This is a genomic window from Glycomyces tritici, from assembly GCF_030403505.1.
Window position 1 is genome coordinate 35,752 of the sequence record NZ_JAUEMJ010000010.1, and the last position, 24,986, is coordinate 60,737.

23 protein-coding genes and 2 tRNA genes are annotated in these 24,986 nt (G+C 69.7%); 21 read left to right on the plus strand and 4 right to left on the minus strand.

The window, feature by feature from the left end; all coding sequences use genetic code 11:
- Positions 1 to 54: 54 nt before the first annotated feature.
- Complete coding sequence (locus tag QWI33_RS24205; RefSeq protein ID WP_289957872.1) at positions 55 to 972, plus strand: NUDIX hydrolase; 918 nt, start codon at positions 55 to 57, stop codon at positions 970 to 972.
- Here the strand turns inward: QWI33_RS24205 and QWI33_RS24210 are convergent.
- Positions 969 to 2,219, minus strand: coding sequence for a phosphatidylserine decarboxylase (locus QWI33_RS24210; RefSeq protein ID WP_289957871.1), 1,251 nt, complete (start codon positions 2,217 to 2,219; stop codon positions 969 to 971). The two genes, QWI33_RS24205 and QWI33_RS24210, sit on opposite strands and share 4 nt — an antisense overlap.
- Before the next feature lie 237 nt (positions 2,220 to 2,456).
- Between QWI33_RS24210 and QWI33_RS24215 the strand changes: the two genes are divergently transcribed.
- The 4 genes from QWI33_RS24215 to pcrA all read left to right on the plus strand — a co-directional run bounded on the left by QWI33_RS24215 (position 2,457) and on the right by pcrA (position 8,013).
- Complete coding sequence (locus QWI33_RS24215; protein ID WP_289957870.1) at positions 2,457 to 3,584, plus strand: Cys-Gln thioester bond-forming surface protein; 1,128 nt, start codon at positions 2,457 to 2,459, stop codon at positions 3,582 to 3,584.
- A 428-nt stretch (positions 3,585 to 4,012) separates the two neighbouring features.
- Complete coding sequence (locus QWI33_RS24220; RefSeq protein WP_289957869.1) at positions 4,013 to 5,122, plus strand: Cys-Gln thioester bond-forming surface protein; 1,110 nt, start codon at positions 4,013 to 4,015, stop codon at positions 5,120 to 5,122.
- Positions 5,123 to 5,399: 277 nt separating this feature from the next.
- Complete coding sequence (locus QWI33_RS24225) at positions 5,400 to 5,663, plus strand: chorismate mutase (RefSeq protein WP_289957868.1); 264 nt, start codon at positions 5,400 to 5,402, stop codon at positions 5,661 to 5,663.
- Positions 5,664 to 5,784: 121 nt separating this feature from the next.
- The gene (pcrA, locus tag QWI33_RS24230) at positions 5,785 to 8,013 is read left to right on the plus strand and encodes a DNA helicase PcrA (RefSeq protein WP_289957867.1); all 2,229 of its coding nucleotides are present in this window, start codon (positions 5,785 to 5,787) and stop codon (positions 8,011 to 8,013) included.
- 110 nt (positions 8,014 to 8,123) lie between these two features.
- Here the strand turns inward: pcrA and QWI33_RS24235 are convergent, their stop codons facing one another.
- Entirely contained in the window at positions 8,124 to 8,903 is a 780-nt protein-coding gene (locus tag QWI33_RS24235) for a M23 family metallopeptidase (protein WP_289957866.1), read from the minus strand.
- Positions 8,904 to 9,166: 263 nt separating this feature from the next.
- Complete coding sequence (locus tag QWI33_RS24240) at positions 9,167 to 10,168, minus strand: biliverdin-producing heme oxygenase (protein WP_289957865.1); 1,002 nt, start codon at positions 10,166 to 10,168, stop codon at positions 9,167 to 9,169.
- A 275-nt stretch (positions 10,169 to 10,443) separates the two neighbouring features.
- Here QWI33_RS24240 and QWI33_RS24245 point away from each other — a divergent pair, with 275 nt between their 5' ends.
- From QWI33_RS24245 to QWI33_RS24275, 7 genes are all read left to right on the plus strand, one after another.
- Positions 10,444 to 10,641, plus strand: a complete 198-nt coding sequence (locus tag QWI33_RS24245; protein WP_289957864.1) for a hypothetical protein — start codon at positions 10,444 to 10,446, stop codon at positions 10,639 to 10,641.
- A 39-nt stretch (positions 10,642 to 10,680) separates the two neighbouring features.
- Positions 10,681 to 13,206 carry a putative bifunctional diguanylate cyclase/phosphodiesterase gene (locus QWI33_RS24250; protein WP_289957863.1) on the plus strand — a complete coding sequence of 842 codons (2,526 nt, stop codon included), beginning with the start codon at positions 10,681 to 10,683 and terminating at the stop codon, positions 13,204 to 13,206.
- 110 nt (positions 13,207 to 13,316) lie between these two features.
- A tRNA-Thr gene (locus tag QWI33_RS24255) sits at positions 13,317 to 13,389 on the plus strand.
- A 75-nt stretch (positions 13,390 to 13,464) separates the two neighbouring features.
- Positions 13,465 to 13,536: transfer RNA gene (locus QWI33_RS24260), tRNA-Met, on the plus strand.
- A 101-nt stretch (positions 13,537 to 13,637) separates the two neighbouring features.
- Positions 13,638 to 13,805 (plus strand): 50S ribosomal protein L33, encoded by a 168-nt coding sequence (rpmG, locus tag QWI33_RS24265; protein WP_270116154.1) that lies wholly within the window; start codon positions 13,638 to 13,640, stop codon positions 13,803 to 13,805.
- An 18-nt stretch (positions 13,806 to 13,823) separates the two neighbouring features.
- Positions 13,824 to 14,222 carry an FAS1-like dehydratase domain-containing protein gene (locus QWI33_RS24270; RefSeq protein WP_289957862.1) on the plus strand — a complete coding sequence of 133 codons (399 nt, stop codon included), beginning with the start codon at positions 13,824 to 13,826 and terminating at the stop codon, positions 14,220 to 14,222.
- Positions 14,219 to 14,638, plus strand: a complete 420-nt coding sequence (locus QWI33_RS24275) for a MaoC/PaaZ C-terminal domain-containing protein (RefSeq protein ID WP_289957861.1) — start codon at positions 14,219 to 14,221, stop codon at positions 14,636 to 14,638. The genes QWI33_RS24270 and QWI33_RS24275 overlap by 4 nt, the downstream gene beginning before the upstream one ends.
- A 79-nt stretch (positions 14,639 to 14,717) precedes the next feature.
- Here QWI33_RS24275 and QWI33_RS24280 read toward each other — a convergent pair whose 3' ends face one another.
- The gene (locus QWI33_RS24280) at positions 14,718 to 15,569 is read right to left on the minus strand and encodes a 3-hydroxyacyl-CoA dehydrogenase family protein (protein WP_289957860.1); all 852 of its coding nucleotides are present in this window, start codon (positions 15,567 to 15,569) and stop codon (positions 14,718 to 14,720) included.
- Between the two features lie 24 nt (positions 15,570 to 15,593).
- Here QWI33_RS24280 and QWI33_RS24285 point away from each other — a divergent pair, with 24 nt between their 5' ends.
- From QWI33_RS24285 to QWI33_RS24325, 9 genes are all read left to right on the plus strand, one after another.
- Positions 15,594 to 16,268, plus strand: a complete 675-nt coding sequence (locus QWI33_RS24285) for a cob(I)yrinic acid a,c-diamide adenosyltransferase (protein ID WP_289957859.1) — start codon at positions 15,594 to 15,596, stop codon at positions 16,266 to 16,268.
- A 132-nt stretch (positions 16,269 to 16,400) separates the two neighbouring features.
- On the plus strand, positions 16,401 to 17,390 hold the full coding sequence (locus tag QWI33_RS24290; RefSeq protein WP_289957858.1) for an ABC transporter substrate-binding protein: 990 nt from the start codon (positions 16,401 to 16,403) through the stop codon (positions 17,388 to 17,390).
- Between the two features lie 108 nt (positions 17,391 to 17,498).
- Positions 17,499 to 19,031, plus strand: coding sequence for a sugar ABC transporter ATP-binding protein (locus QWI33_RS24295; RefSeq protein ID WP_289957857.1), 1,533 nt, complete (start codon positions 17,499 to 17,501; stop codon positions 19,029 to 19,031).
- Positions 19,028 to 20,077, plus strand: coding sequence for an ABC transporter permease (locus QWI33_RS24300; protein WP_289957856.1), 1,050 nt, complete (start codon positions 19,028 to 19,030; stop codon positions 20,075 to 20,077). Before QWI33_RS24295 ends, QWI33_RS24300 begins: the two co-directional genes overlap by 4 nt.
- A complete protein-coding gene (locus QWI33_RS24305) occupies positions 20,074 to 21,102 on the plus strand; it encodes an ABC transporter permease subunit (RefSeq protein WP_289957855.1) in 1,029 nt (342 codons plus the stop codon). The genes QWI33_RS24300 and QWI33_RS24305 overlap by 4 nt, the downstream gene beginning before the upstream one ends.
- Positions 21,103 to 21,237: 135 nt before the next feature.
- Positions 21,238 to 22,161 carry an ABC transporter ATP-binding protein gene (locus tag QWI33_RS24310; RefSeq protein WP_289957854.1) on the plus strand — a complete coding sequence of 308 codons (924 nt, stop codon included), beginning with the start codon at positions 21,238 to 21,240 and terminating at the stop codon, positions 22,159 to 22,161.
- Positions 22,158 to 23,009, plus strand: coding sequence for an ABC transporter permease (locus QWI33_RS24315; RefSeq protein WP_289957853.1), 852 nt, complete (start codon positions 22,158 to 22,160; stop codon positions 23,007 to 23,009). The genes QWI33_RS24310 and QWI33_RS24315 overlap by 4 nt, the downstream gene beginning before the upstream one ends.
- 40 nt (positions 23,010 to 23,049) lie before the next feature.
- Positions 23,050 to 23,250 (plus strand): helix-turn-helix transcriptional regulator, encoded by a 201-nt coding sequence (locus QWI33_RS24320; protein WP_353895483.1) that lies wholly within the window; start codon positions 23,050 to 23,052, stop codon positions 23,248 to 23,250.
- A gap of 195 nt (positions 23,251 to 23,445) precedes the next feature.
- The gene (locus tag QWI33_RS24325; RefSeq protein ID WP_289957851.1) at positions 23,446 to 24,945 is read left to right on the plus strand and encodes an alkaline phosphatase D family protein; all 1,500 of its coding nucleotides are present in this window, start codon (positions 23,446 to 23,448) and stop codon (positions 24,943 to 24,945) included.
- Positions 24,946 to 24,986 lie beyond the last annotated feature (41 nt).

The window sequence follows — 24,986 nt, forward strand, 5'->3', positions numbered from 1 at the left end:
CGCACGGCTCGCAAGCTTCACCGTGGCGCCGTGATCACGCCGTACAGTTGAGGGATGCAATTCCGGATAGCTGCGTACGGGGAGGTCCGTGACGAGAACGGCCGGGTCCTGCTGACGAGGCGGACCCGCGGGCGCGAAGCGGGCCCCTGGCACCTGCCGGGCGGCGTGCTCGACCACGGCGAGCCCCCGAAGCGGGCCGCCGGACGCCTGGTCGGCGAGCACACCGGCTACGAGGTCGCCGTCGGCGCGCCCCTCGAAGCGGTCGCCGTCGCCAGGCGGGGCGTCCACACCAACGCGATCATCTACACCGCGAAGGTCACCGGCGAACCCGGCGACGACTTCGAAGGCGACGCCGCCGAATGGGTCGAACCGGCCCGCGCGGCCGCCGAATCCCATTCGCCGTTCGTCTCCGCCTGCCTGCACCTCGCCGACGACCGGCTCGCCGGACGCGTCGACAAGGCCCCGCAGGAGACCCGGCCCGTCCCGCCCTCGAAAGCCAAGAAGGGCCGCCGCAGACGGGGCCAGCGCTTCGGCGCGTACGGGGTCGTCGCCGACGGCGACGGCCGCATCCTCCTCGCCCGCATCGCCGAGGGCTACCCCGGCGGCGGCACCTGGCACCTGCCCGGCGGCGGCGTCGACTTCGGGGAGTCCCCGCGCGCGGCCGTCTCCCGCGAGATCTACGAGGAGACCGGCCAGGCCGCCCAGGTCGGCGAACTCCTCAACGTCACGTCGTTCCGCCACCGCCGCGCGATCGGCCCCGAGGGGTACCCGCTCGACTGGCACGGCGTGCGCGCCATCTACTCGGCCACCGTCGAGGACCCCTCCGCCGCGCAGGTGATCGAGGCCGCGGGCGGCTCCACGAGCGAATCGCGCTGGTGGGACGCGGACGCGCTCGACGACCTGCCGCTGTCGGCGGCCGTCGAGGACGCCCTCCAAGTGGTCGACTTGAAGAATCTCGCAGCCCAGGCCTAACGCCAGCGCGCGAGCACCGTCTCTCCGGCGCGGATGGTCTCTCCCGGGACGACCGCGGCTTCGGCGGCGCCCGCGGGCAGGTACACGTCGGTGCGGGAGCCGAACCGGATGAGGCCGTACCGTTCGCCTTTCGCCACGGCCGCACCGGGTTTGGTGCGGTTGACGATGCGGCGCAGGAGCGCGCCGGTGCGCTGGGCGACGACGACGCGGCCGCGCGGGGTCGACAGGACCGTGTAGCAGGCGGCGTTGTGCTCGGCTTCGGGCGCGCTCACTTTGGCGTAGCCGCCGCGTTCGGTGAACACGTCCACGACTTCACCGGCGACGGGCGCGCGGTTGATGTGCACGTCGGTGACCGAGAGGTACGCGCTGATGCGCAGCCATTCGGCGCCGGCGGTGCCGGTGGCGGCGCCGAAGCGCTCGTCGACGACGGTCTCGACGGCCATGACGCGCCCGTCCGAGGCGGCGAGCACCGCTTCGGGCTCGTCGTCCTCGCCGCGCAGGTCCGCTTCGCGCTGCGGGTCGCGGAAGAACGCGGCGACCGGGACGGCGGCGAGCGCGGGCAGGACCCACGCCTTCGAGGAGGGCCTGATCTGCTTCGCGGCCCAAGCGGCCCCGAAGAGCAGCCCGGCGGCGATCACGCCGTTCGAGTCGAGGTGCATCGAGGGCGTGACGGCGACCGAGGAGGCGCGCCACGCGGGGGCGAGGTCTTCGGCGGGGGCGATCGCGTGCGGTTCGCCTTCGCGCTTGGCGGCGGAGCCGATGCGGAGCTTGTGGATGCGCACGGGCGGGAGCGACCGGACGATGAGGTCGGTGCCGATGCCGTACTCGGCGACGAGCTCGGCGATCTCCTCGCGGGCGGGCGCGGTGAGCGTGGCGGCGAAGGAGAGCACGCCGCCGGGCGCGACCTTCCCCCGCAGCAGCTCGATGTCGGCGATGAACGCCTCGGCCTCGACGGTGACGGGGGAGGCGAGCATGACCTCTTCGGCCGGTTCGGCGTCGGCGAGCGCGGCGACGGCGGTGACGTTCCCGGCGGTCCAGGAGCCCTCGGCCGCAAGAGAGGCCTTCAGGTCCTCAATGGAGACCGGGTCGGCGACGACGGTGAGCCGGTCGGCGGGCATCAGCGCCTCGAGCGCGGCGGTGAGGACCGGGTTCCCCCAGGCCGCGCCCACGACCAGGCCGGTCTTGGGGCCCCTCCGGCGAGCGAATTCGTCGGTGATGCCGCGAGCGGCGGCTTTCGAGATCGGCATGGCTTCGACTATAGAGCGCCTGTCTGACGGGTCCGGGTCGCGTTCGCGTGTTGCGCAAGGGTGAGACGCGACCATTGCCCTGGTTTGGGATCGTACTTTCGGCGGGTTCTGCACATCGTTCGGATGAGTGGCCGCGCCGTCACTCTGGGTCGTCTCGTTTCCCCTCTTGTCAGGCCGACCCGGCACTCCACTCACGACCTGCCGCCTCAAGTCCGCTCCCAGGAGGACCGAACCACGATGAGACTCAAGACGATCCGCACTCCGCTCGCGGGCACCGCCGCGCTCCTCGCCGCCGCTCTCATGAGCACGGCCGCGGGCGCCCCCGCCCGGGCCGAGGAGCCCGAGCCGGTCTCCGGCGACATCGTCACCGCCCCCGGCCTGGAGCTGCGCGGGCGGTTCGCGGAGGAGCGCTACGACGTGTGGGCGAACGTCCTCGGCCTCAAGCCGCACGGCGGCGAGGAGACGCTCGTCGTCTACTGCATCGACATCCACACCCCGCTCGACACCGAGAGCCCCTACACCGAGGGCGACTGGGAGGAGTCGGAGGTCGCGAACCTCGAAGAGGTCCGCTGGGTCCTGTTCAACGGCTTCCCGAACGTGGGCGCCGAGGAGCTCATCGAGACCTCCGGCGGCGAGGTGAACCCCGACTGGTCCGATGAGGAGGTCGCCGAGGTCGCCTACGCGGGCACGCAGGCCGCCGTCTGGCACTTCACGGACGCCTGGGACCTCTTGGCGGACAACCCGGTCAAGGGCGGCAACAGCGGCGAGGACGAGGCGGTCCTCGCGGTCTACGAGCACCTCACCGAGGACACCGGGCGCGTCCCGGACCCGTCCGAGTTCACCGTGGACCTCGAGGGCGAGGAGTCGGCGACCTTCGTCGACGGGCGCTTCGGCCCCTACACGATCCGCTCCAACGCCGGCCCCGTCGAGCTCACCGCCGAAGGCGGCCGCCTCGAGACCGAGGGCGGCGACGCGGTCGAGTCCCGCAAGGACGGCGAGGAGTTCTGGATCGTCCTCGACGAGGACACGAACGAGATCACCGTCAAGGGCACCGCCGCCTACGACCTGCCGGTGGGCCGGGTCTTCCTGGCCACCACCGACGAAGCGCTCTCGGACGACGCGGTCAACCCGATGACCGTGGGCGACTCGCAGAAGCTCATCCTGGCGCAGCCGCGCGAAGGCGAGGTCCCCGCCGAATGGCGCTTCGCCCTCGACGCGCCGCCGGAGGCCAGCGCCCCGCCGAAGCCGCAGCTGCCCGTCACCGGTTCGACCCTGAGCGTCGCCTTCGCGGCGGGCCTGGCGCTCCTGGTGGGCGGCATGACCGTGATCGCGCTGGGCAAGCGCCGCAAGGCTTCCGACCACTAAGACCTGAAGGATGCGGGCGCCCGCTTGCCGATGGCGAGCGCCCGCTGCCGCAGGAGCGTTCCGGACCACGTCGAACGGTCCGGACCCGGGCGCGCTCCGCGGTTCCAAGAAAGCCCGGTGCATGGTGCGGCCGGGGCCGGGGGAAGCGATCCCCCCTGGCCCCGGCCACTTCCGTCCCACCGGTACCCACTCGCCACCGTCCTTCGCCGACGGCCCGGCCTATACCGAATCGTTATAGTGGCGCGGCTCTCCGAGCTCGCGCCATTTCCCTTGCCGCGCAGTCGAAACCCAGCTCGGAGATTTCCTGCCGCCGAATGCAACCGGCAGCGTGCCGCTAACGTGTCGCATGAAGAGTCGGTACCGATTCAAGACTCGCAAGCACCCTCAGACCGCGTCAATCCCTCGGAAAAGCAAAGGGACTTCAACCAATGATGACCAAAGCCCTGAAAGGGACGATGGCCGCTGCTGCCGGCGTCGCACTCGGCCTCACCGGCGTCACCGCCGCTCAAGCCCAGGACGAGGAAGCGGGAATCCTCGCCGCCGGCAACGTCGTGATCGAGGACGACGGCATCGAGCTGTACGGCACCGCGGGCGGTGAGGAGAAGGAGCCGAACGCCTCGATGATCGCCCTCGACACCGGCGACGGCGAGTACCGCACCGTCTACTGCATCCAGCTCGAGGTCGACCTCGAAGAGCAGTACCTCCACGAAGAGCGCCCGTGGGACGACGTCCCCGTCGAAGACCTCCCGAAGGTCCTCGGCGTCCTCCTCGCCGGCTACGACGGCACCAACGCCGGCGAGCTCCTCGAAGAGGCGGGCCTGGCGAGCGACGACTACGGCGACGTCACCCAGGACCAGCTGGCCTACGCGGCCACCCAGTCCGCCATCTGGTCGCTGACCGACGGCTGGACCCTCGACGCCACCGACCCGACCGGTGACGACGTCGCCGACGAGATCGTCCCGGCGCTCCAGGCCTGGCTGCTCGAGAACTCCGCGCCCGTCGAGGAGCCCGAAGAGCCCTACTTCGACTACGACGCCACCGACGCCAAGGTCGAAGGCACCACCGTCGGCCCGTTCACCGTCGACACCAACATCGACTCGCTCAGCTTCGAGCAGCCCGAAGGCGCCACCGTCGTCGACGAGAACGGCGAGGAGCTCACCACCCTCACCGACGGCCAGGTCTTCTCCGTGAAGTTCGACAAGGCCGAGACCGCATCGGTCACGATCATCACCGACATCGTCGAATGGACCACCCCGGCCGGCCGCACCTTCGTCCCGGTCGACGCCGACGGCGCCGACGTCGAGGGCCAGCGCCTCATCCTCGCCGAGGAGTTCACCGAGGAGTTCTACTTCGAGATCCCCTTCGAGATCACCGTCGACGAGGTCCCGAGTGAGTCCCCGAAGCCGCAGCTGCCCGTCACCGGTTCCAGCCTGACCACCGTCGCCACCGTCGGCGGCGCGGTCCTGCTCGCCGGCGTCGCCGCGATGGTGCTCATGCGCCGCCGCGCCGCCCGCGCGGACTGGGGCTCGGACGCTTAACAGCGACTGAACACTGCGACAAACGCCACACGCCCGCTGGTCACACCGGCGGGCGTGTGGCATACTTGCCGCGTGACTCAGAGCGCGCGATTTTACTTTTACTACGGCCGGAACCGTCCGAGCCGTAGGTCGTCGCGCTGACACACCGACCTACCGGCCCCGGGCGAACAGCCCGGGGCTTTTTTCACGCCTGGGCAAATGTACGGCTCGCCAGCGCCGCCGCGAGGCGGCTACCGCCCGGAGTTCGATACACGCATCGCTCTAAGGAGAAGCCCTGATGACCGCATCCGCCGAAATCGCACCTGACGAACTCCAGGACCTGCGCACCGAGATCGACGCCCTGGACGCCGAGATCATCCGCCTGTGGCAGCGCCGCGCCGAAGTCTCCAAGCGCGTCGGCGAGATCCGCATGGCCAACGGCGGCACCCGCCTGGTCCTGGACCGCGAACGCGCCATCCTCGAGAAGTACCGCTCCGCCCTCGGCGACGACGGCATCCAGATCGCGATGCTCGTCCTGCGCTCCGGCCGCGGACCGCTCTAAGCCGCAGACCGCTCTCAAGAGTGACGCCGCGCCGTAGCCGGGCCTTGGAAGACCACCGTCGTGCCCGGCGCGGCAACTGCGCCTCCGTGATGCCTTGCAAGCTGCGGCATAATTGAACGCGATGAACGACCTTCTGACCGGCCTCAACGAACCGCAACGCCAAGCCGTCGAGCACGCCGGATCCCCGCTGCTCATCGTCGCGGGCGCGGGCTCGGGCAAGACCCGCGTCCTCACCCACCGCATCGGCCACCTCCTGGCCGAGCGCGGCGCCCACCCCGGCGAGATCCTCGCCATCACCTTCACCAACAAGGCCGCCGCCGAGATGCGCGAACGCGTCGACGCCCTGGTCGGCCCGCGCTCGCGCGCGATGTGGGTGCTCACCTTCCACTCCGCGTGCCTGCGCATCCTCCGCCGCGAGGCGCACCGGCTCGGCTGGAAGTCCAGCTTCACGATCTACGACACCGACGACGCCCGCCGGCTCCTCACCCAGATCGTCAAGGACCTCGGGCTCGACTCCAAGAAGCAGTCGCCGCGCTGGTTCGCCGCCGAGATCTCCCGGTTGAAGAACGAGCTCATCGGCCCCGAGGAGGCCGCCGCGAAGGCCGACGACGCCCGCGGGAAGCTCGTCGCCGACGTGTACGGGCAGTACACCGAGCGCCTGCGCCTCGCCCAGGCCGTCGACTTCGACGACATCATCGGGTCCACAGTGCACCTGTTCCAGGCGTTCCCGGAGGTCGCGAAGTCGTACCGGCTGCGGTTCCGGCACGTCATGGTCGACGAGTACCAGGACACCAACCACGCCCAGTACACGCTGGTGCGCGAACTCGTCGGCACCGGCGAGGACCGCGCCGAGCTGTGCGTCGTCGGCGACGCCGACCAGTCGATCTACGCCTTCCGCGGCGCCACCATCCGCAACATCATCGAGTTCGAGCGGGACTTCCCCGACGCCAAGACGATCCTGCTGGAGCAGAACTACCGCTCCACCCAGACGATCCTCGACGCCGCCAACGGGGTCATCCGCAACAACACCGAGCGCGGCCGCGAGAAGCGGCTGTGGAGCGACGAGGGCCCCGGCTCGGCGATCCTCGGCCACACCGGCGACAACGAGCACGACGAGGCGGCCTGGGTCGCCAACCGGATCGACGAGCTCGTCGACGCCGGCGAGACCAGCTTCGGCGACGCCGCGATCTTCTACCGCACCAACGCCCAGTCGCGCGCGTTCGAAGAAGTGTTCGTGCGCCGCGGCATCCCGTACAAGGTCGTCGGCGGCGTGCGCTTCTACGAGCGCAAAGAGGTCCGCGACATGCTCGCGTACCTGAAGCTCACCGCGAACCCCGACGACACGGTCTCGGCGATGCGCGTCGTCAACACGCCCAAGCGCGGCGTCGGCGACCGCGCCGTCGCCGAGATCGAAGCGCTCGCGGCCAGGCTGCGGCTCTCCTTCCCGGCCGCGCTGCACCGCGTCGACGAGGCCCCCGGGGTCTCCGGCCGCGCCCGCACCGGCATCAAGCGGTTCTGCGAGATCATCGACGCGGCAACGGAACTCGCGAAGACCGCCCCGCCCGAAGAGGTGCTCGACAAGCTCATCGGGGACACCGGCTACCTCGAGGGCCTGGAGCAGTCCAAGGACCCGCAGGACGAGGGCCGCATCGAGAACCTGCAGGAGCTCGTGGCCGTCGCCCACGAGTTCACCGAGTCGGTCGTGCGCGGCACCACCGAGGCCGACGAAGCCGACCTCACCGCCGACGTGCCGTCGTTCCTGGAGCACGTCGCGCTCGTCTCCGACGCCGACTCGATCCCCGACCCCGAGGCGGAGGAGGGCGGGGTCATCACGCTGATGACCCTCCACACCGCGAAGGGGCTGGAGTTCGACACGGTGTTCCTCACCGGCCTCGACGACGGCCTGTTCCCGCACGAGCGGTCGATGAACAAGCCCGGCGACATGGAGGAGGAGCGGCGCCTCGCGTACGTGGGGCTCACCCGCGCCAGGAAGCACTTGCATCTGACCCGCGCCGGGACCCGCAACATCTTCGGGCAGCCGCAGTACTATGCGGCCAGCCGCTTCCTCGCCGAGATCCCGGGCGACCTCATCGAATGGTCCGAGTCCGCGCCGCCGCCGCGCGTCGTGAAGCCGAAGTCGACCGCGAACTTCGGCTCGCCGATCGTCATGCGCAACGCCGCGGACATTCCGTCACTCGACGTGGGGGACAGGGTCACCCACGACAAGTGGGGCCTCGGCCGTGTCGTCGAGCTCAAAGGCTCGGGCCCCAGGGCCCAGGCGCGCATCGACTTCGGCGACGGCGAACCGAAATGGGTCATCCTCAGGCTCGCACCGGTCAGCAAATTGTGAGCGTCGCTCACTGTCGTACCCGTGTGGGATGGTGTCCTTTTCACTGGTAGTGGAGAAGGTGGGATAGGGAGGGTACCCGGGGCCGCCCGTACGCCCTCCTGCCCGCCGCCTCAGCGCAGGTCGAGCCCGACCTCCGCGAGGTAGCTCAGCGGCTCCACCGGCTCGCCGTTCACATGCACTTCGAAGTGCACATGCGAGCCGAACGAGCGGCCCGTGTTGCCCGCATTCGCGATCTGCCCGCCCGCGTCCACCCAGTCGCCCTCGCCCACGAGCACCTCGGAGTTGTGCGCGTAGTAGGTCTCGACGCCGTCGCCGTGGTCGATGATGACGAGGTTCCCGAACCCCGTCTCCCACCCGGCGTGCGTGATCGTGCCCGGATACGCGGCGTACACCGGGTCGCCGGTCGCGGCGTCGAAGTCGACCCCGTTGTGGTTGCGGCCCCAGCGCTGCCCGAACAAGGACGTGATCGTGATGTTGTCCAGCATCGGCTCCCACTTGATCTGCGCGTCCTGCCCCGTCACCGGCGACGTCCGCTCCGACATCACGACCTCCTCGGCCGTCGCCGCGCCCAGCGGCGCATCGGCAGGGGACCCGCCGTCCGACCCCGTCTCCGGGACGCTCGCCTCGGCGGCGAGCGCCGCGATGTCGGCGACCGCCTGCGACGTACCGGGTTCGCTCTCTTCGGAGGAGAACCCGGCCCCCGTCGCCATGGCGACGATCGACGCCCCGGCCACGGCCGAGCCGACGACGGCGGTGTAACGGCGTTGCGTCCCCGCCAGCAGCGGGGAGAGTTCTGCGGCCCACGAGGCGCGGTGCTGGCCCCTCGTGCGGTGCGGCCGGGCGGCGTGACGCCTGATCTGGTCGGCGGATACCGGTCCGGTGTCGGACATGCGTACTCACCCTTGATGAAGCTGGCGAGCCGTGAAGCGGCACGGCTCGTGGCGGTGCCCATCGGCGGCGGCGGAGGACTCGGAGTCCCGGGGGGCCGGCCGGCCGTGGGCTTGGCAACCGCCACACGGTAGCGCCGCGAGCGACGCTCGCGCGAGATTCGTCACCGCCCGGCGTGTCGCGACAATCAGGACATTCCCGGGCGGTAGTGGTCACGCGTTCACCGTGATGATTGATGACTCGCGAGACGTCAGGAAGTGCCGATTCATGACTCGCGCGCTTCGTCGAGAAGCGTGGCCTTCGACTCGGTGAACAGCCGCACGATCTCCGGCCGCACCTCGGCCCGCTCCGACAGCGGAGCGGCCCACTCGACCCGGACCGCCGCCTCGGCGCCGTCCACGACCACCGCGAAATCCGCGCCCTCGCCGTCGAAGCCGGTCATGCGGGCCGTCGCTGCATCGCGCCTGCCGCCCGCGCCCCGGCAGATCACGAGCGTGTCCGCCGCGTGGTCGGTGTTCATGTGGTGGCAGATCGCGGCGACCACCTTCGGCTCGAACGGGTTGCGGTCCAGGCCCTCGCCGAGTGCCGCGAGCACCGCCCCGTTGTGGTCGTAGGCCAGCAGGACCTCCTCGATGACGCGCGCCCGGTCGGCCTCGGCGAGGTCGACTCCGTCGAGCCGCGAGCGGTACTCCTCCTTGAACGCCTTGGGGCTCTTGATGTCTGCGAACTCGTAGAACGACGCGCCCGCGGCCTCGAAGCCGTAGTTGCGGCGGGCGGCCTTGCCGAAGGCCTGGCCGCCGGAGAGGTCGCCCAGGTAGCGGGTGTACGCGTGGGCGATGTAGCCGCCGGGCCAGTCGGCCGTCACCGCGTCGATCCGGTCCACGTAGGCCCTCGTCTCCGGGAGCGGTTCGATCCCTGAGCGCCACTTCGGTCCCATTAGGAACTGCAGGTCCGCCTCGATCGCGGGAACGCGCGCCAGCTCAGGGAACACGAACGGCCCCGCCACCGGGTCGTCGGCGAAGCGCGCGGCCGCGGCCTCGATCGCCTCGTACACGAAGTACTGCTGGGCGTGCCAGCGCGTGTAGTCGCCGACGCTCAGCGAGCCGTCGAAGAGCCGGTCGAACACGCCCGGGGCCTTGATCGCATCGGCGTCGGCCGAGGGGTCGAGGCCTTGATGGCGCGACCAGGAGGCTTCGCGGATCCGGGCCGAGAAGAGGGTCGTACCGGTGTCGGCCGGGCCGTTCGCAGCGGCGGTGTCTGCTGGCATGTGCGCATTCCTTTGTCGAACTACGATCATGTTCTTGAGTAAGGCGAGCCTAACCTATAGGGGTGCCTGCGGGTAGGCGCGCGAACACCCGACCCGTGAGCAAGGCTCGTGCGGGCATCGGAGAGAATGGTCATGAGCCGTGCTCACCCGTACGGTTGAACCAGAAAGAGCGCGAGAATCACGGTCCCAAGCCTTCCCCAGGGCCTGCGGACTGTGGCACCATGGGCTCTACTGGTCCCCTTGACAGCACATTCCCACACCTCACGGGAGGCCTCGTGAAACCGGTCAAACTTTTCAAGAAGCTCGGCGCTGCGCTTTCCGCGGGTCTCCTCGCGCTCGGCATCATCGCCGGGGCCGCCTCTTCGGCCTCCGCCGACGTGGTGGCGAACGGCGGGAACGCCGGCGAGCTCTCCAGCGCGCAGCCCGATGGCGCAACGGCGCTGGGGATCGCCAACGCCGGCGAACTGTCCTAGCGACGGTCCCGCGATCAGCGCCGTGCGCCGGGGCCGTCGATGATCCGCCAGCGCCATCCCCAGATCTTCAGGATCCTGCCCTGGCTGTTCACCGCGCTTCCGTTCGCGCTGATCGCGGGAACGCTCGTCCGCTTCGGGTTGCCCGACAGCAGCCCGCCGGTGCAGCTCGCGCTCTTCGCGGTCGGATTCGCCGCGGCGCACTCGCTGCTGATCATCCAGTACTTCCGGCACCACCGCATCGCCTACAGCCTCGCGGACATCCCCCTCGTCCTGGCACTGTTCTACCTCGACCCGTTCTGGGTCATCGCGACCCGGCTGGCCGCCTCGCTCTTCGTCTACGCGCGGCGTTACGTCGTCCAGGACATCGGCGCGCTCAAGCCGCTCTTCAACACCTCGCTCACCACGCTCGGCGCGGCGTCGGCGACCGTGTTCGTCGCCGCAGTCGGCCTGCGCGGCGCGGCCGACCCCTACACCTGGCTCGTCCTCATCGGCGCCACCATCATCGCGGGCGTCGTCACGACCGTCTTCATCTCGGTGATGCTGCTCATCATCGACGGCTGGAAGAGCCTCCTCAACGCCTGGTCGGGCTTCCTGCTGAACATGGTCGGCCCCGTCCTCGCCGCCTCGACCGGCGTCCTCGTGCTCATCCTCTTCGAAGCGACTTTGTGGACCGCGGTCCCCGTCGGGATCGTCACCGTCGCCATGCTCTACTTCGCACGGAACTACATCGCGCTCCGGCGGCAGCGCCAGGTGCTCACCCAGCTCAACGACTTCACCCAGCTCGTCTCGGACTCGGTGCGCTCCAACCGGCTCATCGATGCGATGCTCGGACGCCTCCGCGAGATCCTCGCCGCCGAGGCCGCCACCGTGTGGGTGCCCGCCGAAGGCCGCTACTCCGAGATCCGCCTCACGGCGGGAGCCGACGACGTCGGCCTCACCGACCTCGACCCCGTCCCGGTCGTCTTCCAGCGGGAGGTCATCGCCAGCGGTGAGTCCATGCTCCTGGGCATCAAGAACGCCACCGCCGAGCAGCGGGCCCTCCTTGAGGACGCCGACCTCCGCAACGTGATGCTGGTGCCGCTCCGCGCCGGCGACGACGTCTACGGCTGCCTCTCGGTCGCCGACCGCATGGGCGGCCAGGAGTCGAGCTTCCTCCCGGTCGACCTGCAGCTGCTGGAGACGGTCGCCGCCCATGTGAGTGTCGCCGTCGACAACTCCCGGCTCACCGACCAGCTCCGCTACGACGCCTACCACGACCCCCTCACCGGCATGGCCAGCCGCCGCCGTTCGCTCGAAGCCCTCCAAGAGGCGCTTTCCATCACCGTTCCCGGCGAGGTCGTCGCCGTGTTCATGTTCGATGTGGACTCGCTGCACGAGATCAACGACGCGCTCGGCCACGAGGCCGGCGACACTGCGCTGAAGGAGTTCGCGAAGCGCCTCAAGGACCACGCGCCCGCGGCGTCGTTCCTCGGCCGCATCGACTCCGACGAGTTCATCCTCCAGACCCGCCTCGCCTCGACCGACGAGGCGCTCGACACCGCGCGGCGGCTGCGCGCGGCCGTCCAGGGGCCGTTCGAGGTCGGCGGGGTCGCGGTGAGCCTCTCAGCGGCCGTCGGCGTGGTCACGCACCCGGACTTCGCCGCGGACGCCGACGAGCTCCTCAAGCGCGCCGACGGGGCCACCAGGCAGGCCAAGAACGCGGCGGACGGCGTGCAGCTCTACCACTCGGGCCTCGAATCGGAGAGCCTGCGCCGCATCGGTCTCGCCTCCGACCTGCGTCGGGCGCTGGACCGCGGCCAGCTCGAAGTGCACTTCCAGCCGAAGGTCCGGCTCGACCGGGCCCTCGGCGACTCCGGGGCGGTCATGGGCGCGGAGGCGCTCGTGCGGTGGCCGCACCCGACGTTCGGGCTCGTCGCGCCGGAGGAGTTCATTCCGATCGCCGGGTCGACCGGTCAGCTCGGGCAGCTCACGGAGACGGTGCTGGACGAGGCGCTGCGGCGTTCGGCCGAATGGGCCGGTGAGGACGGGGCGCTGCCGATGGCGGTGAACCTGTCGCCGCGCACGCTCGCCGACGCGGACTTCCCGGACAAGGTCGCGGCGCTCCTGGAGCGGCACGGGGTCCCTGCGGAGCGGTTGACGTTCGAGATCACCGAGGACGACGTGGTCTCGGGGGAGCCGCGGCTCACGCCGGCGCTCGACCGGCTGCACGAGATGGGCGTGCGCCTCTCGGTGGACGACTTCGGCACCGGGTACTCCTCGCTCGCGTACCTGCGGCGGCTGCCGGTCCAGGAGATCAAGATCGACCTGCGGTTCGTGCAGGGCATGGCGACCGACGCGGACGACCGCGCGATCGTGGAGGCGGTCCTGGGCCTGGCCCGGCACTTCGCGATCGACGTCGTCGCGGAGGGCATCGAGGCCCACCAGACCGTCGAGCAGCTGCGCGGGCTGCAGTGCGAGGCCGGTCAGGGCTACTACTTCTCGCGTCCGCTGCCGGCCGACCGCTTCGCGGCGTGGCTCGCCCAGCAGGACGGCGGACGTGGTCAGAGCCGCCTCCGGGTGGTCTAGGAGGGGCCCCGGCCGCACTACTGTGGCCCGCACCGCAAGGCGGGCCCCGCGTTCGTTCTGGGCGGCCCGTCATGTACTCTTGTCAAGGCCGCGAGGGAAGCCTCGCGATCGCCCCTATAGCTCAGTCGGTAGAGCGTCTCCATGGTAAGGAGAAGGTCTGCGGTTCGATTCCGCATGGGGGCTCGGAAGCACTTCAAGCCAGTTTTCAGCGAAGTGCCGTACTGCTCACACAGAGCCATCTGGTGGCAGTGAGCGCACGGCGGTGTAGCTCAGTGGTAGAGCAAACGACTCATAATCGTTGTGTCGGCAGTTCGATCCTGCCCATCGCTACTTTTGTAAAGCGTCGACCACCGAGATATGCTGGTCGACGCTTTGTTTTGTTCAAGAACGGTCCGCCGCCCGGCGGGTCGAGTTAGAGGAAGGCACTCATCGTGGCCAAGGCTACTGACGTCCGCCCCAAGATCACCATGGCGTGCGTGGAGTGCAAGGAGCGCAACTACGTCACGAAGAAGAACCGGCGGAACCACCCCGACCGGCTCGAGCTCAAGAAGTACTGCCCGCGCTGCAAGACCTCGCAGGTCCACAAAGAGACCCGCTAGTCTTCCCCGCTCCGGTACATGCTCAACACTTCGTACGCAGGCCGGTCCTTGCCGCCCACCGAACCGGTGGTCATCACCCCGGATTCGGTGACCCGTTTCGCCCAGGCCCTCGGCCTTGACGACGACGGGACGGTTCCGCCCACATTCTTGATATCGCTCACGCTGCCCGCGGCGGAGCGGCTCATTGACGACCCCGACTTCGGGCTCGACTGGAGCCGCGTCCTGCACCGAGAGCAGCGTTTCGCGTACCACCGTGAACTGCGGGCGGGCGCGGCCGTGTCGTGCGCTTCGACCATCGAGTCGATCAAGTCCGTCGCCGGGAACGACCTGCTCGCGCTGCGCACGGACGTCATGGACGGCGATGTGCTGGCCGCCGAGGTGTGGACGACCCTGTTCGTGGCTGGAGACCCCGCATGAGTCTGAGCGGACTGGCCGTCGGCGAGACCGTGTTCACCACGGCGTTCCCCGTGACGCGGGCCGACCTCGTCGCCTATGCGGACGCCTCCGGGGACCAGAACCCGATCCACCAGGACGAGGCCGCGGCGAAGGCCGCCGGGCTCCCCGATGTGATCGCCCACGGCATGTACACGATGGGCCTGGTCTCGCGCGCGGTGCGCGAATGGGCCGCCGGCGCCGGGATCGACGCGACACTCACGGACTTCTCCGCGCGTTTCGCGAAGCCCGTGGTGGTGCCCGCCGACGGCGGTGCCGAAGTGGTCGTGGAAGGCAAGGTCCGCAAGCTCGACGAGACCTCGGTCGAGCTGGCGATGACCGTGACGAGCGCCGGTGAGAAGGTGCTCGCCCCGGCGCGCGCGACCCTCGCCGCGAAGTAGCGAAGCGGTAGCGAACGGCGCTGACCTCCTGGTCAGCGCCGTTCTCGTTTGTCCACAGGCCTGTGGACAACTCGCTTCGTTACGAGGGGTAGTCGAAGAAGCCCTTGCCGCTCTTGCGGCCGATCTCGCCGGCGGCGACGAGGCGGCGCAGGAGCGCGGGCGGGAAGAACTGCGGGTCGGCGGTGTCCTCGTAGATGTTCTCGGTCGCGTGCGTGATCACGTCGATGCCGGTGAGGTCGGCGGTGGCGAGCGGGCCCATCGGGTGCCCGAAGCCGAGCCGGCAGGCCGTGTCGAGGTCCTCGGCGGAGATCACGCCGTCTTCGACGAGCCGGGCCGCCTCGTTGACGAGGGCGCAGATGAGGCGCGTGGTCGCGAACCCGGCGACGTCCCGGTTGACGACGACGCAGGTCTTCCCGGCGGTCTCGGCGAACTTGCGGGCCGCCGCGAGCGTCTCGTCGGTGGTGTGGATGCCGCGCACGAGCTCGCACAGCTGCATCATGGGGACCGGTGAGAAGAAGTGGGTGCCGACGACCCGTTCGGGATGCGTTGCGGCGGCGGCGATCTCCGTGATCGGGATGGCCGAGGTGTTCGTCGCGAAGACGGTCTCGGGCGAGCAGATCGCCGAGAGCTTGCGGAACACCTCCTGCTTGACCGCGAGGCGCTCGAAGACGGCCTCTACGCAGATCTGGGAGCCCGCGGCGGCCTCGAGGTCGGTGGCGACGGAGATCCGGTCGACGGCCGCCTCGGCGTCCGCTGCGGTGACCTTCTCCTTCGCTACGAAGCGGTCGAGTGAACCGCGGATCGCCGCCTGCGCGCGGTCGAGTGCGCCCGCGTCAGTGTCGATCAGTGTGACGTCCAGGCCGCCCAGGCTCGTGACCTGCGCGATCCCGGAACCCATGAGTCCCGAACCGATTACCGTGACTTTTGCCATGGGGCGAGGCTATATGGTCGGTGCATGGCGGTCAATCTCACCAGGATTTATACGAAGACCGGCGACGACGGCACGACCGGTCTCGCCGACTTCTCCCGCGTCCCGAAGACGCATGTCCGGCTCGCGGCCTACGGGGACGTGGACGAGGCGAACGCGGTGATCGGCGCGGCGCTCGCCCTGCACCAGGGCGAGATCGGGGAGCGGGAGCGGGAGATCCTGCTCGCGGTCCAGAACGACATGTTCGATGTGGGCGCCGACCTCGCGACGCCGGTGTCGCCCGACCCGAAGTACCCGCCGCTGCGCATCGACGACTCGTACGTGACGCGCCTGGAGGGCTGGATCGACGAGTGCAACGCCGATCTGGAGGCGCTCCGGTCGTTCATCCTGCGCGGCGGGACGCCGGGCGCGGCGCTGCTGCACCAGGCGTGCACGGTGGTGCGGCGGGCCGAGCGGTCGGTGTGGGCGCTGCTCGACGCCGAGCCGGACACGACGCACCCGGTGCCGGTCACCTACCTCAACCGCCTGTCCGACCTGCTGTTCGTCCTGGCCCGCTGTGCGAATCGACGGCTCGCAAGCGGCGCCGAAGGTGCCAGCCCGGGCGGCGACGTGCTCTGGAAGCCCGGCGCGGGAAGCGGCGAGTTACCGCTTGCCGGGTTGATCGAGGGGGAAATGAGCAGGTTTCTTTCCGGCGTGTTGTGAAATCGTTACTGCTCTGCGCAGGGGTTCCAGCTTGACGAGAGCGATAACACGGGTCAGGATATGAGCGGTAACATGCGTTCACGCAAATATCGAAAACCCTCATATTCAACACGCTTGAAAGGCGACCCCCACGTGTTCAAAAAAGCTCTCGCCGGCATCGGCGCCGGTGCACTCCTCCTGACCATGGCCGCTTGCGGCAGCGACGACGGCGGCTCTGAAGGCGGCGGCGACGACGGCAGCCTCGTCATCGGCTTCGCCCAGGTCGGCGCCGAATCCGCTTGGCGCACCGCCAACTCGAAGTCCATCCAGGACGCGGCCGAGGCCGCGGGCCACGAGCTGAAGTTCAACGACGCCCAGCAGGACCAGGAGAAGCAGATCGAGGCCGTCCGCGGCTTCATCAACCAGCAGGTTGACGTCATCGTCCTGGCACCGGTGGTCGAGACCGGGTGGACCGACGTCCTCCAGGAGGCCGAGGACGCGGGCATCCCCGTCGTCCTGGCCGACCGCGGTGTCGAAGCCGCCGACGAGGACCTGTACGTGACGCGCCTCGGCTCCGACTTCGCCGAAGAGGGCCGCAAGGCCGGCGCATGGGCGGCCGAGACCTTCGCGGACGACGCCGACGGCACCAAGATCCTGGAGCTCCAGGGCACCACCGGCTCCGCTCCCGCGAACGACCGCAAGGCCGGGTTCTTCGAGGTCCTCGACGCCGAAGGCCTGAACTACGAGATCGTCGACTCCCAGTCGGGCAACTTCACCGCCGAAGAGGGCAAGGCGGTCATGGAAACCTTCATCACCACCCACGGCCTCGACGGCATCGACCTGCTGTACGCCCACAACGACGAGATGGGCCTCGGCGCGATCCAGGCCATCGAAGAGGCCGGCAAGGTCCCCGGCACCGACATCCAGATCATCATCGTCGACGGTTCGACCGCCGGCTTCCAGGCGGGCGTCGACGGCAAGCTCAACTACATCGTCGAGTGCAACCCCGCCTTCGGCCCGCAGCTGATGGAGGTCCTCGAGTCGGTCGTCGCCGGCGACGAGGTCGAGAAGTTCACCCCGGTCGAGGAGGGCGTCTTCGACGCCACCCAGTTCGAGGCCGAGCTCCCGAACCGCCAGTTCTAACGGCACTCCCCCTCCGTCCGGGCGGGCCCGCGAGGCCCGCCCGGACAATGCCGATCCCGCAGCGCACCGACCCCAGAGTGCTCCAATCCAAAGCGAAGGTCTCATCCCATGTCTGACGACCCGATCGTCCAGATGACCGGGATCAGAAAGGACTTCACCGGTGTCCGCGCCCTCGACGGCGTGGACTTCACCCTCAGGCCAGGAGAGATCCACGCCGTCATGGGGGAGAACGGTGCCGGGAAGTCCACACTGATCAAGGTGCTCACGGGCGTCCACAACCCGGATGCCGGCGACATCCTGCTCGACGGGAAGCCGGTCCGGTTCCACAGCCCGGGCGCGGCCCAGGCCGCCGGCATCTCCACGGTCTACCAGGAGGTCAACCTCACCGACAACCTGTCGGTGGCCGAGAACCTCTTCGCCGGGCGCGAACCGCGCGTCGGCCCGTTCATCAACTTCCGCGCCATGCGCCGCAAGGCGAAGGCGCTCCTGGACGACATCGGGATCGACCTCAACGTCGCCGCGCCCCTGTCCTCCTACTCGATCGCCATGCAGCAGCTCGTCGCGATCGCCCGGGCCGTCGACATCGAGTCGAAGGTCCTCATCCTCGACGAGCCGACCTCCTCGCTCGACCGCGACGAGGTGGCCGTCCTCCTCGGCGTCATGCGCCGCCTCGCCGCCAAGGGCACCGCGATGGTGTTCATCTCCCACTTCCTCGAGCAGGTCTACGACATCTCCGACCGGATGACGGTGCTGCGCAACGGGAAGCTCGTCGGCGAATGGGCGACCGCGGACCTGCCGGAGAACGACCTCATCGGGCACATGCTCGGCCGCGAGGCCGCCACGCTCGAGCAGATCGAGCGGGCCGCCGCCGCGCACCACGTCGCCGACGAGGAGCCGCTGGTCACCGCGACCGGCCTGGGCCGCAAGGGCTCCATCGCCCCGTACGACCTCACCGTGCGCCGCGGGGAGGTCGTGGGCCTGGCCGGGCTGCTCGGCTCCGGGCGCACCGAGACCATCCGGCTCATCGCCGGCGCCGACCGCGCCGACTCCGGGTCGCTGCACTTCGACGGCGAGAGCACCGCCTCCCGCATGGGCGGGCACAACCCGCGCACCGCCGCCGCGCGCGGCATCGCGTTCTGCCCTGAGAACCGCAAGACCGAAGGGCTCGTCGGCGACCTCACGGTGGCCGAGAACATGATCCTGGCGATGCAGGCCGCCCGCGGCTGGGCCCGGTCCATCCCGGTGGCCCGCCGCGACAAGCTCGTCGCCGAGTTCATCGAGAAGCTCGACATCCGCCCGGCGAACCCGGACATGCCCGTGAAGAACCTCTCGGGCGGCAACCAGCAGAAGGTGCTCCTGGCCCGCTGGATGCTCATCGAGCCCAAGCTCCTCATCCTCGACGAGCCCACGCGCGGCATCGACGTCGGCGCCAAGGCCGACATCCAGAAGCTCGTCGCCGAGCTCTCCGCGGACGGGATGGCGGTGCTGTTCGTCTCCGCCGAGCTCGACGAGGTCACGCGCCTCTCCGACCGGATCGCGGTCCTGCGCGACCGCGAACTCATCGCCGTGCTCGAATCCGAGGCCGACATGACCACCGAGAAGATCGTCGACACCATCGTGGCGAAGGGCGGGGACCGATGAACGCCTACGCGAAGCGCCTCATGTGGCCGGTGCTGATCCTGCTGGCGCTCATCGTCGTCAACATCGTCGCCACCGGCATCGACTTCATCGTCCCGAGCGTCAACGACGGCCGCCTCGGCGGCGCGTTCGTGAACATCCTGCGCCGCTCCGCGCCGCTGCTGCTCATCGCGCTCGGCATGACGCTCGTCATCGCCACCAAGGGCATCGACCTCTCCGTGGGCGCGGTCTACGCCATCGGCGCGGCCATCGCCTGCCAGATGATCATCGACGCCCCCGACCAGTCCGCCGCTGGCCTCATCTTCACCGCCGTGGCCGTCGCGCTCCTCGTCACCGCCGTGATCGGCGCGTGGAACGGGACCATGGTGGCGTACTTCGGCATCCAGCCGATCGTCGCCACCCTCATCCTCATGATCGCCGGGCGCGGCATCGCGCAGCTCATCACCGGCGGCCAGATCCCGAAGGTCGAGGACTCGAGCCCGTTCACGCAGCTCGGCCGCGGCGAGATCCTCACGATCCCGCTGCCCATCTGGATCGCCGCGCTCGTGTTCACCGCGATCGCCCTGCTCACCCGCAAGACCGCCCTGGGCATGCTGCTCGAGTCCGTCGGCGGCAACCCCGAGGCGAGCCGCCTCGCGGGCATCCGGTCCAAGGGCATCACCGTCCTCGTGTACCTGGTGTGCGGGCTGTGCGCGGGCCTGGCCGGGCTCATCGGCGCGGCCAACCTCGGCAGCGCCGACGCCAACAACGGCGGCCTGTGGATCGAGCTCGACGCGATCCTCGCCGTGGTCATCGGCGGCACCGCGCTGCTCGGCGGCCGGTTCTACCTGCTGGGCACCACCATCGGCGTCGTCATCATCGGCACGCTCGAGGACACCATCATCAACGTCGGCCTCTCCAGCCAGTGGCAGTTCACCGCGAAGGCCATCGTGGTCTTCGCCGTCGCGCTGCTGCAGAGCCCCGAGTTCCGGGGCTGGATCCTGAAGCCGTTCAAGCCGAAGCCGGAAGTCTCCGCGCCCGCGCCCGCCGAGGAGGTACCGGCCAAATGACCACCGAGACACTGACCGAGCGCCCCGCGCGCTCGACCCTGTTCGACGGGCTCACCAAGTACATCCCGATCGGTGCCACCGTGGTGCTGCTCGTCGTGATGTACCTCGGCGGCATCGCGAACTTCCGGAACTTCGACAGCCCGCAGGTCCTCGCCGGCCTCTTCATCGACTACGCGCCGCTGCTGGTCATCGCGATCGGCATGACCTTCGTGATCCTCTCCGGCGGCATCGACCTCTCCGTGGGCTCGGTGATGGCGTTCTCGACGATGGCGTGCGCCTGGCTCACCGTCGACGCGGGCGTCTCGGCGCCGCTGGCGATGGTGCTGGTGCTGGCCTTCGGCACGGTGTGGGGGCTGCTCATCGGGGCCGTCATCCACTACTTCAACGTGCAGCCGTTCATCGCGACCCTCGTGGGGCTCTTCCTGTTCCGCGGCCTGACGCTCCAGATCTCCGACACCGACGTGTCCATGCGCGAGGTCGACTTCTGGCAGTGGGGCATGACCCACGTCGAGTTCGGCGGGAAGGTCCGCGACGGCGGCTTCTGGCTTCCGTACCTGTCGTTCATCGCGTTCGCGGTCGTCATCATCGCCTTCGTGGTCCTCCACTACACCCGGTTCGGGCGCGGCGTCTACGCCGTGGGCGGCTCGGAGCAGTCCGCGCTGCTCATGGGCCTTCCGGTGGCGCGCACCAAGATCGGCGTGTACGCGATCAGCGGCTTCTGCGCCGCCCTCGCCGGGGTGCTGGCCGCGTTCGCGACCAAGAGCGCCAACCCGCTGGCCAACATCGGCGCCGAACTCGACGCGATCGCCGCCGTCGTCATCGGCGGGACGCTGCTCACCGGCGGCGCCGGGTTCGTGCTCGGCACCGTCGCGGGCGTCATGGTCTGGGGCCTGCTCAACACGCTCATCGCCTTCCACGGCGGACTCTCCTCGTGGTGGGCGCGGATCGTCATGGGCGTGCTCCTGCTGGCCTTCATCCTCCTGCAGCGCTTCCTGGCCCGCTCGGGCGAGAAGCGGCGCACTTAGGCTCCACTCTCCGCACCGCGAGGGCCGTCCATCTCCTGATGGGCGGCCCTCGTCGTTATTCGGTTCGACGGAGCTGTACGCCAAGATGTAGTATGTATGCTATCGATTAGCGAACTGATACTGCGGAGATGAACCATGGGACACCCCCCGGCTCACGACGGGCCCGCCATCGCCGTATCCGACCTCCGGATGCGTTACGGCGACAAGGACGTGCTCACCGGGCTCGACCTCGAGATCGAGCCCGGCGGGGTCACCGCCCTCCTCGGCCCCAACGGGGCGGGCAAGACCACCACCATCGAGATCCTCGAAGGCTTCCGCGCCCGCTCGGACGGGCGCGTCTCGGTCCTCGGCGTCGACCCCGCGAACGGCGGCGAGGCCTGGCGCGCCCAGCTCGGCGTCGTCCTCCAGGAATGGCGGGACAACGGCAAGTGGAAGGTGCGCGACATCGTCGCGCACTTCGCCGAGTACTACCGGCCGTACGCCGAGCCCTGGGGTGCCGACGAGCTGCTCGAGATGGTCGGCCTCGCCGCCCAGTCCGGGCAGCGCGTACGGACCCTCTCGGGCGGCCAGCGCCGCCGCCTCGACGTGGCCCTCGGCATCATCGGCCGCCCGTCCCTGCTGTTCCTCGACGAGCCCACGACCGGGTTCGACCCGCACGCCCGCCGGGAGTTCCACGAGCTCATCCACCGGCTCACCGACCTCGACGGCACCACGATCCTGCTCACCACCCACGACCTCGACGAGGCCGAGAAGCTGGCCGAGCGGATCCTCATCCTCGCGGGCGGGCGCATCATCGCCGACGGCTCGCCCGACCAGCTCGCCCGCGCCGCCGCGACCACCGCCGAGGTGAAGTGGGTCCAGGACGGGCAGCTCCAGATCCACGCCACCGAGGACGCCACCGACTTCGTGCGCAAGCTCCTCGCCACCGACGACGGCCGGGTCACCGACCTCGAGATCCGCCGCGCCAGCCTCGAGGACGCCTACCTGGAGCTGGTCGCCGAGTTCGAGGCCGGCGAGGCCGCGACCGCCGTCGACACCTTCAAGGAGGCCACTCGATGAGCACCAACACCCTCCACGAGTACCGCACCGGTTGGAAGCGGGGCTTGATCGAGACGAAGATCTCGCTCACCTCCCCGGGGGACCTGATGGGCTTCATCATGCCCACCGGGATCGCGATCGTCGTGCTCCTGTTCATGCAGCGCGCCGAATTCGAGGGCGCACCGGTCTCCTTGGGCTCCATGAACATGCCGAGCCTCATCGGCATGAACGTCGTCTTCGGCGGCATCACCGCGATGGTCGGCGCGCTCGCGATGGACCGCACCAACGGCACGCTCCTGCGCGCCAAGTCCATGCCCGGCGGCATGACCGGCTACCTCGTCGGGCACCTGGTCTCCACGGCGCTGTTCATCTGCGTCACGGTCGTGGTGCTCCTCGCCGTGGGCCTGCCGCTGTTCGACGGCCTCGAGTTCGGGACCCCCGACCGGTGGCTGATGTTCGTCGCCGTGCTGCTCATGGGGCTCATCGCGGCGCTGCCGATCGGCGCGGTCATCGGGGCGCTCCTCGACAACCCGCGGAACATGGGCCTCATCATGCTCCCCATCATGGGCCTGATCGCGATCTCCGGGATCTTCTACCCGATCACGGCCCTGCCGGGCTGGCTGCAGGGCGTCGGGCAGGTCTTCCCGATCTACTGGATGGGCCTGGGCATGCGGCACGCGCTGCTGCCGGACGCGATGGCGGCCGTGGAGATCGGCGGCGAATGGCGCACCGTTACCATGTTCGCCGTGCTCGCGTTGTGGGCGGTGGCCTCGATGGCGTTGGCGCCCAGGCTGCTGCGGCGGATGTCGCGGCGCGAATCGGGTTCGGCCGTGGCGGCGCGCCGCGCCGACATGCAGAGGGACTGGTGATCGAGGCGTGGCCGGGGACGAGGTCTACAACCGCATCGCGATGCTGCGCGCCGAACGGGGCGTCTCGCGGCGGCAGCTGGCCGACGCCCTCGGCGTCCACTACCAGACCGTCGGCTACCTCGAACGCGGCGAATACAGCCCGAGCCTCCACCTCGCCCTGAAGCTCGCCGAGTACTTCGAGGTGCCCGTGGAAGTCGTGTTCTCCACCAAGCCATTCCCGCGCCTCGGCGCGGGAACCTGAGTAGAGTCGCGCCTCGGCGCCTGAACGGACAAGGACCCCACTCCAGGAAGACGGGCCCCGCGCTCCGGCAACACCACGGCCCCCGGCCGGCCGGAGCGCGGGGCCCGTTTGTTCACGTCGCGGCCACCGGCGCGTCGACCTCGGCTGGGAGGGTGAGGGCTGTTCACCCCGATTCCCAAGCCATTGGAGACAACAGTGCAGATTGCTCGTCGGCGGCTGCTGGCCGCCGGAGCCGGCGGCGCGGTCCTGCTCGGGACCCCCGGGATCTCGTACGCGTCCTCGCGCCCCAAGCTCACCCACGGCGTCCAGTCCGGAGACGTGACCGCGCAAGGCGCGGTCCTGTGGACCCGCGCCGACCGCGGTTCGCGCATGCGCGTGGAGATCGCGACGCGCCCCGATTTCAAGCACGCCCGCCAGATCGGCGGCCCGTCGCTCACCGCCGACACCGACTTCACCGGGAAGGTGCGGCTCAAGGGCCTGCGCCCCGGGCAGCGGTACCACTACCGGATCCACGCCGAGGGCGAGCGGCGGTCCGAGGCGCTGGAGGGCTCGTTCACCACGGCCGCATGCGAACCGGCGGACATCAGGTTCCAGTGGTCGGGCGACCTCGCCGGGCAGGGCTGGGGGATCAACCCGGACTTCGGCGGGTACCGGATCTTCCAGGCCATGGCCGACGCCGAACCGGACTTCTTCCTGTGCTCGGGCGACTTCGTGTACAGCGACGGCCCGCTCGCGGAGTCGGTGGCGCTGCCGGACGGCACGACGTGGAAGAACACGCTCGTCGACGAGAAGCTGAAGGTCGCCGAGACGCTCGAGGAGTACCGGGGCCAGTTCAAGTACAACCTCTTGGACGAGAACCTGCGGGCGTACCTGGCGGCCGTGCCGATGGTGAACCAGTGGGACGACCACGAGGTCACCAACAACTGGTACCCCGGCGAGATCCTCGACCTGCCGCAGTACACCGAGAAGAACGTGGACGTGCTCGCCGCGCGGGCCCGGCAGGCCTTCGCGGAGTTCACGCCGGGCGGCTTCGACGCCGCGGGCCGGATCTACCGGAAGCTCGCGTACGGCCCGCTGCTGGACGTGTTCGTGCTGGACATGCGGACCTTCAAGAGCCCCAACCCGGACGCGGACGGCCCGACCGGGACCGTGCTGGGCGAGGTGCAGCTGGAGTGGCTCAAGCGGGAGCTGCGCCGCTCGAAGGCCACCTGGAAGGTGATCGCGGCGGACCTGCCGATCGGTCTGGTCGTGGGCGACGGCACCGGTGCGCAGGAAGGGGTCTCGAACGGCGCCGGGGGCGCGCCGGGCGGGCGCGAGGGCGAGATCGCGGGGCTGCTCTCGTTCGCGAAGCGCGAGGGCGTGAGGAACCTGGTGTGGCTGACCGCGGACGTGCACTACACCGCGGCGCACCACTACAGCCCGGACCGGGCGGTGTTCCAGGACTTCGACCCGTTCTGGGAGTTCGTGTCCGGGCCGTTGAACGCGGGCGCGTTCGGGCCCAACAAGCTCGATGCGACGTTCGGGCCCGAGGCGGTGTTCGTGCAGGCGCCTCCGGCGGCGAACACGTCGCCGGCGCAGGGCTTCCAGTTCTTCGGCGAGGTCGCGATCGACGCCGAGACGGAGGTGTTCACGGTGTCGCTCAAGGACCTCGACGGCGGGACGCTGTTCACGAAGGCGCTCGAGCCGGTCGCTTAGGCGTGCGAAGAGAGGCCCGCGGGAGGCGACTCCCGCGGGCC